Origin of the sequence: uncultured Kordia sp. (assembly GCF_947496985.1) — a bacterium.
Taxonomy (GTDB): Bacteria; Bacteroidota; Bacteroidia; order Flavobacteriales; family Flavobacteriaceae; genus Kordia.
The window spans coordinates 116,294-128,924 of record NZ_CANMEZ010000009.1 but is presented as its reverse complement, the minus strand read 5'-3'; the positions used below and the strand labels follow the sequence as shown (position 1 = coordinate 128,924).

The following is a 12,631-nucleotide window of genomic DNA, read 5'->3' as shown; positions in this document are numbered from 1 at the left end:
AGTTATTTCTTATCCAAATGAAGAAAAATATAGCCATTATAATGGGCGGATATTCCAGTGAATACGCCATCTCACTAAAAACTGGAAATGTAGTCTACAAACATTTATCTAAAGAAATTTATAACACATATAAAGTTCATATTTTTAAAGATAAATGGGTTTGTGTTACAACTGACGAAAAAGAATTTCCAATTGATCGAAACGATTTTTCCGTTACTATAGATGATATAAAAATAATCTTTGACTGTGTGTTTAATGCTATTCATGGAACGCCTGGTGAAGATGGTTATATTCAAGGGTATTTAGAATTGTTAGACATTCCACATACGAGTTGTGGTATGTACCAAGCTGCATTGACTTTTAATAAACGTGATTTGTTATCTACCTTAAAACCTTATGGAATTAAGTGTGCTACTTCTTATTATCTGAATGCTGGCGATCCTTTTGATGTACAAACGATTGTTGCCAAAGTTGGCTTACCATGCTTTGTAAAAGCAAATAAAGCTGGTAGTAGTTTTGGGATTTCTAAGGTGCATGAAATTTCAGCATTACCAAATGCTATTGCAATAGCACTAAAAGAAGATGACGAAGTTATTATTGAATCTTTTTTAGATGGTGTAGAAGTTTCTGTTGGTGTGATTAATTATAAAGGGGAAATTACTGTATTACCTATTACAGAAATTGTTTCTGAGAACGATTTTTTTGATTACGAAGCCAAGTATTTGGGGAAATCACAAGAAATTACTCCAGCACGTATTTCTCCGGAAATGGAAGCTCAAGTGAATAAAATTGCCAAAGAAATTTATGAAATTTTAAAAATGGAAGGCTTTTCTAGAAGTGAATTTATTTTTAAAAATGGAGTACCGCATCTTTTAGAAGTAAATACCGTTCCTGGAATGACCGAAGAAAGTATTTTGCCACAACAAGCCAAAGTTGCTGGAATTTCATTGCCAGAATTATTTGGAAATGCCATTGAGTTAGCTTTATCTAAAAAATAGTACCTTACTACAAATTATCAAGAAATTTTACAGAAATGAAGAGAGCACTTTTTCCTGGATCCTTTGATCCAATTACCTTAGGACATTATGACATTATTAAACGTGGCGTGAAATTATTTGATGAAATAACGGTAGCGATTGGTGTTAATTCCGCTAAAAAATATATGTTCAGTTTAGAACAACGCAAACAGTTTATTGAAGACGTATTTAAAGACGAACCAAAGGTAAAAGTTGTTACATATGAAGGTTTAACTGTTCATTTTTGCGAAAAAAATAATATTGATTTTATATTACGTGGACTTCGAAATCCTGCTGATTTTGAGTTTGAAAAAGCGATTGCACATACCAATCGTGATTTGGCTCCTATAGAAACTATTTTCTTGTTGACAGCTGCTAGCACTTCGTATATTTCTTCTTCTATTGTACGTGAAGTTATTCGTAATAATGGAGATTACACTTTGTTGGTTCCTGATAGTGTACGTGTTGGCTAGGTTTTCTGGGGTTAGAAATTAGGAAGAAAAACTTTTACATTCAAAATTCAGCATTCAATACTTTCAAATCACTTCATATGTTTATGAATCAATGTAAATAATTGTGATGCTACAAATGGTTTCAGAATCATATCGTTCATTCCTGAATCTATAATTTTATGGAAGCTATCATCTAAAGAAACGGCTGTAAATGCAATAATTGGCACTTCTTTGTTAAATTTACGAATTGCTTTTGTAGCTTGATAACCGTCCATTTCAGGCATGTGAATATCCATTAATATCACATCGTAATTACTCTCCTTTACAGCTTCAATTGCTTCTGCTCCACTGGCTACAATATCCGTTGTAATGTTTTTTGTAGATAAAATTTTCTTTGTCAGCATTTGATTGATTCGATTATCATCAACTACTAACATTTTTAACTGACTGAAATTAACGCCATCTAAATCGAAATCACCAATCGTATTTACAGCTTCTGTTGTTTTTGGGAAACGAATATCAAACGTAAACGTTGTCCCTTTATTTTCTTCACTTTCCAAATGAATATCACTATTGTAGACTTCCAAGAGTTTTTTCACAATAGATAATCCCAAACCAGAACCTTGATATTCTTCATTTATCGCATCATAATTTTGCGAAAACATTTCAAATACTTTTTCTTGCTTTTCTTTTGGAATTCCAATTCCTGTATCTTGTACACAGAAATGTAGTAATACATCTTCTAAGTTTTCTTCTACTTTTTCAACACTTAATCGAATGGCGCCACCTTTTGTAAACTTTATCGCATTACTAATTAGGTTGATCAATATTTGAGATATTTTTAAACTATCGCCAACTAATAATTCTGGAATTTCTTTGTCGTACGCAATGTGTAATTCGTTTTCGCGCTCTTTAATTAATAGATCAAATGATTTAAGAATATTATCAATATTTGTTTTTAAATTGAATGTAGACGCTCCAATTGTAATTGTATTATCTTCTAATTTATTTGCTTGAAGAATGTTGTTTACAAGTGATAATAAGTGATCTCCTGAAAACTTTAATGACTTTAAGTATTGCTTTTGAGATGGTTTTGGATTTTCTTCTAATAGTAAGTGTGTAATTCCTGTTACAGCATATAAAGGCGTTCGCAATTCATGACTCATCATTGAGAAGAAGTTAGACTTCGTTTTAGACGTCATTTCAGCTTTCAATTTTGCTTCTTCCAGCTTATTATGTTTGATCCGTAATAACTTGTTACTTTTTATTTTTTTGTAGATCGTTTTTATTAATAACACTACTAAAGCGATACAAACTAACAATAGAATAACGATAATGATTACAAAGATTTTAGAACGATTTACAATGGCATTTTGTCGTTTATTTTTTTGTTCTAAAACATCTAGCTTGAGCTTATCTTTATTCAAACTATAATTCATTAGCAACTCTTCTTTGAGTCGTTGATGATCTGTATTTAATTTCTTTTTTAAGTTTTCTTGATATTTTTCTTGTGCTTCTTTGAATTTGTCAATTTCACCTTTAGATTTATATATATCTGATAATTGCATGAATGACACAGCCAAATCATTACTATGCACATATTCGTCTTTCGTATGTTTTTCTAGATATTTTTCAGCTTTTTCATAGTCTTTTAAGTGATAGTATGCATCTCCTAACACAAAGCCTAAGTAATTCTTACGTGCAATGTAGAACGCTTTGTTAGAAGCTATTTTGATGCGTTCATACATTCCATCTACATGCTTGACAACTTTGGTATATTCACCTTCTAGTTGGTATAAATCAATTTGAACCCAATCTAGCACAAGTTCGTTTTCAGGATCACCTGTTTCTTTTGCTATTTTGTATGCTAAATCTAAATATTCATTTGCTTTCCCATAATTTTTTCTATCTATAGAAATTCGCGCCAAATAATGATTTAGTAATACTATCTGCTTTTTATTCTCATATGCTTCATGAATTTCTAGCGCTTTTTCATAATACTTTTGTGCTTTGTTGTAATAATGCATTCGATTATAAGTAATACCTAAAGTATTGTATGAACTTGCTAACGATTCATCATCATCATTATTAATTGAATATTGAATTGCTAGGTAACTATACGAAAGTGATTTCCCAAAACTGAACTTACGAGTTAAGTCAAAAGCATTTTCATTTAGCTTTCGGATGCTATCTTTATCTACAGGTTGCGCCACAGCTTGTAAACAGGCAAATATGCATAAGACGATATGTAATTTCCAATTATTCTTCATTGAAAGACTGTATTACATTATCAATTTTATCGTATAATATTTCTGGATCAAATGGTTTGCTAATTACACCACTTATCTCTGTATTTACAACTTTTGCATACGCTTCAGAAATTTCCATTGCAGTTAATAAAATGATAGGAATATGATTGTTGTTTTCACGAATTTTCTCAATCGTTTCAATACCATTTAGTTTTGGCATAAACATATCCATCAGAATTAAATCAAATTCTTGTTTATCTAATATGTCTAATGCTGAAAAACCACTATGCACTACTTTGGTTTTTATTTGGCGACGTTCTAATATTTTTTGAGTTAGTAAACCGTTTACTGCATTGTCATCAACAATTAAGATATTTAATCCTTCAAAGTCATAACTTTTTATATCAAATGATGTTTCTTCCGTTTCTTCGTCCTCTCCTTTGATCAGTTCTAATTCGAAGTAAAATTCAGAACCTTCATTTAATACACTTTTTAAGTGCAGCTTAGATTTTAATACTTTTAGTAAATTATTTACAGTTGTTAATCCTAGCCCTAAGTCTAAATAACCATTGTCTTCACTAAGTACAACTCCTTTTTCTAAGTTTTCGAAAATAATATGTTTCTTCTGTTGTGGAATTCCTAAACCATCATCTTTTATTAAAAATTTCAATCGTACTGTTTCGCTAGTTTCACCAACTTTGATAATAGCAAGTGTTACATTGCCATCGTAGGTATAACGAACTGCATTATCTAATAAATTGAATAAAACTTGAGATATTTTTAAGCTATCACCTAACAATTGATCTGGAATTTCCTCATCAAATTGAATTTCTATGTTGTTTTTATTTTCTTTTACAAGAAAGCTCACAGAAGTAATTACATTTTGAATACTTTTCTTTAGATCAACTATTTCTTCAACTGTATTCATCTTACTAGCTTCAATTTTATTCATTTGCAGAATATTATTGATAATTGCCAACAAGTGTTCTCCTGAAAATTTTAATGATTTTAGATATCTTTCTTGGTATTTTTCAGGCTTTTCAAGCAATAACAAATTTGTCATTCCTATAATTGCATATAAAGGTGTACGCAATTCATGACTAATTAGCGAAAAGAAATTAGATCGTATTTTAGACACATTTTCTATTTGTTTTTTAGCTTCAAATAACTGTCTATTTTGACCACTTAACAATGCATTTGTTCGTATTCGCCAACGTTGATTCAAATAGAAAAACCCTGTAAATAGTAATAATATAAATAAACTTACAATTAACACATAAATCAGCTTATCATACCAATTAATATAATCTTCTTTAAGTTTTCGATCTTCTTCTATAACTTCTAAACGACTTTCATACTCGTCAATTCCGTACTTAAGAAGAATTTCTTCAAAGGTTTTATCTTTTTGTTTTAACTTATGTAATTCATAAAAGTGAATGTGCTTTTCCAACACTTCTAATTCACCTGTTTTATTCCCTTGTATCTTGTATATTTTGAGTAAATTTTCATATGCTAAAGACAATAATTCATAATAATTTGGATCATCTTCATCACATAGTTTTACAAGCTTACTATACGCTATTATAGCTTCTTTTACTTTTTTCTGACCAAATAATGCTTGCCCTTTAAAATAATAAGCTGTAGGTAATATTTTAGACGATGTACTATAGTTAATACTTGTATCACAGTATACAATTACCTTATCGAAACAGTCATTGGCTTTTCTATACTTTTTTCGTTCTAAATATAATTGTCCAATATTATATTTTGGATAAATAGAACTCAAATCTTCCGTAAAATTTTCTGAAAGTGCTAAACTTTGACGTAATTGTTTTTCTGCCTCTTCGTATTTTTTTTGTTTGAATAAATAATAACCAATGTTATTATAAATTTTCATCAAGCCTTTTTGATTGTCTGATCGTTCGTAATATGAAATTGAATTCCAGTAGTTTTCAATGGCAAGTTTGCCATAATCCATTCGGATATAAATAATTCCTAGAGTTCGATAGCTTTCTGCTATAAGACTATCGTTTTCTATAAAACTAGCATGTTTTAAGGCCGTCTGACCTTTCACTAAGGCATCATTAAACTTTCGTTGGGAAGATAATTCTTTAGCAATACTGTGCAAAGAACTGATACTATCTTTATCTACGGTACGATTTATTTGTCCATGAGCTATAGAAACAAAGACAGAAAATAATAAAAACACACGTATGGCACCCATAGTTTGCGAGTAGGCTAAAAATCTGCCGAAAAAGATACAAAAATTAGTGTAGCTTTCTAACTTTTTTTCAAGGGCTACTGTTAAAAAATTAGTTCTCAGGATCCATTACTACATAATACCGTGGATCGTCAATTGCATCTTCAATTACATTTGCTAGCTTAGGAGAAGCTTTAACCATTAAAGCCTTACAATCTTCACTTAAATGCTTTACATGCAACTGTTTTCCTGCTGTTTCGTATTTCTTTATTAAATTGAAAATTGCTTCCAAAGCAGAATGATCAGAAACTCTTGATTCCATAAAATCAATTACTACTTTATCAGGATCATTTTTTATATCAAACTTACTATTGAACGCCTGAATACTTCCAAAAAATAATGGTCCAAAAATCTCGTATACCTTTGTTCCGTCTTCCAATTCTTTCTTACGCGCACGAATACGTTTTGCATTTTCCCATGAAAACACTAATGCAGAGATAATAACACCTGCTATTACAGCAATAGCTAAATCTTGCCAAACTGTAATTAAAGAAACTGCAATTAAAACAATAGCATCACTTACAGGAATTTTATTTAAGATTCTAAAACTACTCCAAGCAAAAGTTCCAATAACTACCATAAACATCACTCCAACTAATGCAGCAATTGGCACTTGTTCTATAAGGCCTGAAGCAAATAAGATAAAACACAATAATGCTAATGCAGCTACAATTCCTGATAGTCTTCCACGTCCACCACCTTTGATATTAATAATTGATTGTCCAATCATAGCACAACCTCCCATTCCACCGAAAAGTCCGTTTAAAAAGTTTGCGCCACCTTGCGCTAAACATTCACGGTTACTATTTCCACGAGTTTCTGTTAATTCATCAATTAAGTTTAATGTCATTAAGGATTCTATCAATCCGATAGCTGCTAAAATGAACGCATACGGCGCCATCATCAATAATGCATCTATACTCCATAACTTAGCTGTAAATATATCTGATTGAAATACTGGTAATCCTCCTTTTAGCCCATCAGCAGCTCCTTCACTTCCTTCAACAATAAATGATTTTACTGTGGCAACATCTACATTTCCTAAAATCACAATAGCAGAAACCACAATAATCGCGATTAACGCTTCTGGTAATTTCTTTGTCAATTTTGGCAATCCCCACATAATTAACATTGTCAATCCAACTAGACCGAACATTAACCAAAATTTCGCATTACTAAATAATGCTGAAAACCAAGCACCTGCATCTGACCAAATAGAAACACCATCTGGTGCAATTTGCGGAAACATAGCCAACTGTGACATAAAAATTACAATAGCCAAACCATTTACGAATCCCATCATTACTGGGTGTGGAATTAAGCGAACAAATTTTCCAAGTTTAAAAACTCCAGCTAAAGCCTGAATAACTCCAACCATTAACAAGGTAATAAATAAGAACTGTAAACCTTGCTCTCCAAGTCCTCCTTCTAATCCGAATTCATTTCCTTTTTTCACTAAAGCAACCATAACAACTGCCATTGCTCCTGTAGCTCCAGAAATCATTCCTGGTCGTCCTCCAAAAATAGCAGTAATCAGTCCCATCATAAAGGCTCCGTACAATCCAACCATTGGCGGAACATCTGCTACAAAGGCAAATGCAACTGCTTCTGGCACTAATGCCAACGCAACTGTTAATCCACTTAAAATATCATTTTTGGCATTCGCCGCACGCTTTCTAATAAACTCAGTCATAATTCTTTGCTCTAATTTTCTCGTGTTTTAAGAAGCGGCAAAAATACAGTTATTATTTCTTCTTACAAGTTTTTTTAAAGTTTCCCATAAAGTATAAAGATGAATTGTTAGTATGTTAATGATTATTTTAAAAAAACAACATCTGATTTTTTTGACTAAGTTTGACAAGTCAAAATCTATTTTCATGAAAAAACTAAGCTATCTTTTTATCTTCTTATTATTTTTTGCCTGTACTTCTGAACAAAAAAATGCTAAAAGTGATATTGATTTTACAACACAATTTGAAAAATCTGGAGGAACACAAACACCTACATATCCTGAGGTAATTGCGTATTATGAAAATTTAGCAGACAGTTACGATCAAATTCATTTGGAAACTATTGGAAAAACAGATGCTGGCGAACCATTACATTTAGCTACTTACAATTCTGATGAAAATTTTGATTTTGATGCGATTCGAAAAGAGAAAACAATTTTATTAGTCAATAATGGAATTCACCCTGGTGAAAGTGATGGAATTGACGCCACTATGATGCTATTTAGAGATTTGGCAAACGGAACAAAAAAAGCTCCAAAAAATGTAGTGATTGCTACAATTCCTGTGTATAATGTTGGAGGAAGTTTAAATCGAAATTCTGATACGAGAGCCAATCAAAATGGTCCTGAAGCTTATGGCTTTCGGGGAAATGCCCAGAACTATGATTTAAATCGTGATTTTATTAAATCTGACACGCGAAACGCAAAAGCATTTGCTGAAATTTTTCATAAAGTACAACCTGATGTTTTTGTAGACAATCATGTAAGTAATGGTGCAGATTATCAATATACTTTGACACATTTATTTACACAACATAATAAGTTAGGACATGAAGCAGGTACGTTTTTACACGAAACCATGATGCCCGATTTAGAAGAAACATTACAAGAAAACAATTGGGATATTACACCGTATGTAAATGTTTTTGGCAGAACACCAGAAGCCGGTTTTTCTCAATTTATGGATTCTCCACGTTATTCTACAGGATACACAACATTGTTTAATACACTTGGTTTAATGGTGGAAACACATATGCTAAAACCATATAAACAACGTGTAGAAGGAACATATGCTTTAATGGATGCACTAATTCAAAATATTGAAACGAAACATCATGCAAATATTAAGTCTATTCGTGCAAAGACACATACCTCTTTTGTAAATGCAAAAACTTATCCTGTACAATGGGAATTAAATAAAAGCAAAAAAACTGTTTTAAAATTTAAAGGTTTTGAGGGGAATTTTATTAAAAGTGACGTTACAGGACAGCAACGCTTAAAGTATGATGACACAAAACCATTTACAAAAGAAGTAAACTATTCAAATTATTTCAAACCTAAAAAAGAAGTTGTAATTCCAAAAGCATATGTAATTCCAAAAGGTTGGCATCCTGTTATTGAGCTTTTAAAATTGAATAAGGTTGAAATGTCACAACTCAAAAAAGATACGATTATCCGAGTGGAAACATATCATATTAAAAATTATAAAACCTATAAAAATCCGTTTGAAGGACATTATACACATTATAATACTGAAGTGAAGAAAACTCAACAAAAAATTGGTTTTACCCAAGGTGATTTTATTGTGTATACAAATCAGATAGCATTTCGTTATCTCCTAGAAACTTTAGAGCCTGAAGCTGTTGATTCGTTTTTCAATTGGAATTTTTTCGATACTATTTTACAGCAAAAAGAAGGGTTTTCAGCCTATGTTTTTGAAGATGAAATACAAAAAATATTAAACGTTAATCAACGTTTACGTGAAGAACTTGCCGAAAAGCAAGCAACTGATACTACTTTTGCAAATAGTGCATCTAAACAATTACGTTGGCTTTACAAACAATCCAATCATTATGAAGAAGCACACCTGCGTTATCCTATTTTCAGAATTTTGCGATAATGTATTAGTTTGAAAATTGAGCGAAATTGAAGTCAAAATAACAACTTTATATTTTCATAAGAATTTTGAAGTGCCGCTGTAGTTTCTGCTTCATTTTTCCATACAACTTCAAGAATATCTTCTTCTAATTGTGGAAATAATTCACCTTCATACGCAGTTCGCATATAATACCAATGTGTTAATTTTAAACGATATTCACCATTACGTTTAAAAACATGATACGTTTTTGTGATAAAATCTGTAATTACCAAACCTTTTACGCCTGTCTCTTCTTCTACTTCACGAATAGCAGTTTCTTTAATGTCTTCGCCTTTTTCAGTTTTTCCTTTAGGTAAGTCCCATTTTCCATTTCTAAAAATAAAAAGTACATCATCATTTGTATTTTTCACCAATCCGCCTGCGGCTTCAACCAAAGGCAATTTTGTATATAAAAGTGGTAATAACTCATCACCGTTATCGTGATAAAGGATCGCTTTATCTAATTTTCCGGCAGCAATTTTCCCAATAATCCACTCAAAATCAACGTCTTTCAATAAAAAAGTGTCGGAAATTTCATGCTTATTTATTTCATTTGATAGAATAATAAGCTTTTCATTGATAAAAACTTTATACATTTGCATTATGATTTTTGATAAAAATACAGCTAAAAAGACTGCCGAATTATTATTGCAAATTAACGCAATTAAATTACAACCACAAGAACCTTTTACTTGGGCTTCTGGTTGGAAATCTCCAATATATTGTGATAACAGGATAACACTATCGTTTCCTCCTATTAGAAACTACCTAAGAGAACAATTCGCAAAACATATTGAAAAAGAGTATGGAAAACCTGATGTAATTGCTGGTGTAGCTACTGGCGCTATTGGAATTGGAATTCTAGTGGCTGAATATTTAGGTCTTCCGTTTGTATATGTTAGACCGGAAGCAAAAAAGCACGGAAGACAAAACCAAATTGAAGGTTTTATTCAAAAAGGTCAAAATGTAGTGGTTGTAGAAGATTTGATCAGTACAGGAAAGAGTAGCTTAAATGCCGTAAAAGCATTAAAAGAAGCAGAAGTTAATGTAAAAGGAATGGTGGCTATTTTTTCGTATAATTTTGATATTGCTAAGGAAAATTTTGAAAATGCCAATGTACAATTGAACACATTGAGTAACTATGAAAACTTACTTGAGCAAGCCTTAGACACAAATTATATTACGTCTTCAGAATTGGAAACGTTAGAAAATTGGCGAAAAGACCCTTCAAAATGGAACGCAAATTGATTAGAATACCCAAATAAAAAATAATAGATGAATTTAGAAAGCCCAAAAGTTACCGTAGCGAAATCGCCGCAAGAGCTTTACGATTTTTTGACGAATGTAGAGAACTTTGAAAAATTAATGCCAGAAAGTATTAGCAAATTTGAAGTATTAGCCGAAGGAAAATTCCTTTTTGCGCTAAAAGGAATGCCTGAAATCGTATTAAAATTAAAAGAAAGCACACCTCCAAATACAGTTGTATTAGGAGCTGCATCTGATAAATTACCTTTTACGCTTACAGGAAATATTGAGGAATTAGAAGCTGGGAAAAGTGAAGCACAATTAGCTTTTGAAGGTGATTTTAATCCAATGATGGCAATGATGATAAAAGGACCTATCGGGAAATTTATCAATACGCTTGCTGAAAATATGGGGAAATTGTAAACCTTTAAAATATATAATTTTTATAAAGTTGAATGAAGATATCTTTGTTCAACTTTTTTATTTTCATTCTGGCTATGTCTAATGATAATGATCTACTAATTAAGCATCAAAGAAAGGTCAAAATTAATACAAAAGCTTAATTTCTTTCAAGTCAAATGCTGTTACTATTTCATCCTCTAATAACACATTTAGTTTTCCATCTTCGCCAACTCCTTGAATAAATCCCATTAATAAATCACCATTTAACTTTCTGAAAGTAGAAGGTTTGTCTTTTCGAAATAACAACGATTCATATTCTGTTTTCAATAGGTCAAAAGATCGATCTGTAATCAAGCGAGAGTACTTTTTTAATTGATTTGTCAGTTGAAACATCACTTCATCTAAATCAAAATGAATTCCTGTAATCTTTTTTAACGAAGAAGCATTTAAGCCATTTTCAAACTTTGTTTGGTTCACATTTATTCCAATTCCGATAATTGCTGCTGTCATTTTGCTATTTTGTATGACACTTTCAATTAAAATTCCACAAATCTTCTGACTCTCTGACAAAATGTCGTTAGGCCATTTAATCGCTAATTTAGGAATCTGAAAATATGTTAACGCATTATAAATAGCCAAAGAAGTAGCCATACTTATGTAAAAACCTTCATCAGTATCTAAACACGAAATCTTTTTAAATACACTAAACGTAAGGTTTTTGCCTTTTTCAGAGCTCCAAGTTGTTCCCATTTGTCCCTTACCTGCTGTCTGTGAAGCAGCTACTACAATGGTGAAATCTTCCAATAATTCAGTGTTGCTTAACTGACGTAAATAAGTATTTGTGGAATCAATGGCATCAAGTTTGATTATTTTCATTGTATATTTAAAAATTCTTTAAGTATTCTTTATGTTAATGGTGTTATAAATAACATTTAAAAGTAATACTTTTGTACAAAATATAAATAATTGAATGACGAAAACTGAGGTTAGCACGGATCAATTGATCACGGGCATCGTAAAAGGGATAGAAGAAGTTAAAGGAAATGATATTACTATCTTAGACTTACGCGAAATAGAAAATACAGTTTGTGACTACTTTATAATATGTAATGGTACATCTAATACACAAGTAAATGCCATTGTAGGTTCTGTTCAAAAAATGGTGAGTAAGGAATTGAAAGACAAACCATGGCACATTGAAGGTGCTGATAACGCAGAATGGGTATTAATGGATTATGTGAATGTAGTCGTTCATGTATTTCAAAAACACATCCGTGAATTTTATGATATAGAAGGACTTTGGGGAGATGCCAAGATTACTACTATTCAAGCAAATTATTAAAAATTACATTTTCATTTA

11 protein-coding genes are annotated in these 12,631 nt (G+C 31.3%); 6 read left to right on the top strand and 5 right to left on the bottom strand.

Going from position 1 to position 12,631, the window contains the following annotated elements; genetic code table 11:
* Positions 1-17: 17 nt before the first annotated feature.
* Together Q0828_RS19585 and coaD are read left to right on the top strand one after the other, a co-directional pair.
* Positions 18-998, top strand: coding sequence for a D-alanine--D-alanine ligase (locus Q0828_RS19585; RefSeq protein WP_298425320.1), 981 nt, complete (start codon positions 18-20; stop codon positions 996-998).
* Between the two features lie 35 nt (positions 999-1,033).
* The gene (gene coaD, locus Q0828_RS19580) at positions 1,034-1,489 is read left to right on the top strand and encodes a pantetheine-phosphate adenylyltransferase (protein WP_298425317.1); all 456 of its coding nucleotides are present in this window, start codon (positions 1,034-1,036) and stop codon (positions 1,487-1,489) included.
* Between the two features lie 68 nt (positions 1,490-1,557).
* Here coaD and Q0828_RS19575 read toward each other — a convergent pair whose 3' ends face one another.
* From Q0828_RS19575 to Q0828_RS19565, 3 genes are all read right to left on the bottom strand, one after another.
* Positions 1,558-3,738, bottom strand: coding sequence for an ATP-binding protein (locus tag Q0828_RS19575; RefSeq protein WP_298425315.1), 2,181 nt, complete (start codon positions 3,736-3,738; stop codon positions 1,558-1,560).
* On the bottom strand, positions 3,728-5,941 hold the full coding sequence (locus tag Q0828_RS19570) for a response regulator (protein ID WP_298425312.1): 2,214 nt from the start codon (positions 5,939-5,941) through the stop codon (positions 3,728-3,730). The genes Q0828_RS19575 and Q0828_RS19570 overlap by 11 nt, the downstream gene beginning before the upstream one ends.
* 88 nt (positions 5,942-6,029) lie before the next feature.
* Positions 6,030-7,670, bottom strand: coding sequence for a SulP family inorganic anion transporter (locus Q0828_RS19565; RefSeq protein ID WP_298425309.1), 1,641 nt, complete (start codon positions 7,668-7,670; stop codon positions 6,030-6,032).
* Positions 7,671-7,854: 184 nt separating this feature from the next.
* Between Q0828_RS19565 and Q0828_RS19560 the strand changes: the two genes are divergently transcribed.
* A complete protein-coding gene (locus Q0828_RS19560; protein WP_298425307.1) occupies positions 7,855-9,606 on the top strand; it encodes a M14 family metallopeptidase in 1,752 nt (583 codons plus the stop codon).
* A gap of 32 nt (positions 9,607-9,638) precedes the next feature.
* Here the strand turns inward: Q0828_RS19560 and Q0828_RS19555 are convergent, their stop codons facing one another.
* Positions 9,639-10,220: an NUDIX domain-containing protein gene (locus tag Q0828_RS19555; protein WP_298425305.1), complete on the bottom strand. Its 582-nt coding sequence runs from the start codon at positions 10,218-10,220 to the stop codon at positions 9,639-9,641.
* A 7-nt stretch (positions 10,221-10,227) separates the two neighbouring features.
* Between Q0828_RS19555 and pyrE the strand changes: the two genes are divergently transcribed.
* Together pyrE and Q0828_RS19545 are read left to right on the top strand one after the other, a co-directional pair.
* Entirely contained in the window at positions 10,228-10,872 is a 645-nt protein-coding gene (pyrE, locus tag Q0828_RS19550; RefSeq protein ID WP_298425302.1) for an orotate phosphoribosyltransferase, read from the top strand.
* Between the two features lie 27 nt (positions 10,873-10,899).
* A complete protein-coding gene (locus Q0828_RS19545) occupies positions 10,900-11,292 on the top strand; it encodes an SRPBCC family protein (protein ID WP_298425299.1) in 393 nt (130 codons plus the stop codon).
* A gap of 123 nt (positions 11,293-11,415) precedes the next feature.
* Here the strand turns inward: Q0828_RS19545 and Q0828_RS19540 are convergent, their stop codons facing one another.
* Positions 11,416-12,147 (bottom strand): biotin--[acetyl-CoA-carboxylase] ligase, encoded by a 732-nt coding sequence (locus tag Q0828_RS19540; RefSeq protein WP_298425296.1) that lies wholly within the window; start codon positions 12,145-12,147, stop codon positions 11,416-11,418.
* A 94-nt stretch (positions 12,148-12,241) separates the two neighbouring features.
* Here Q0828_RS19540 and rsfS point away from each other — a divergent pair, with 94 nt between their 5' ends.
* Positions 12,242-12,613, top strand: a complete 372-nt coding sequence (gene rsfS / locus Q0828_RS19535; protein WP_298425293.1) for a ribosome silencing factor — start codon at positions 12,242-12,244, stop codon at positions 12,611-12,613.
* Positions 12,614-12,631: the final 18 nt, after the last annotated feature.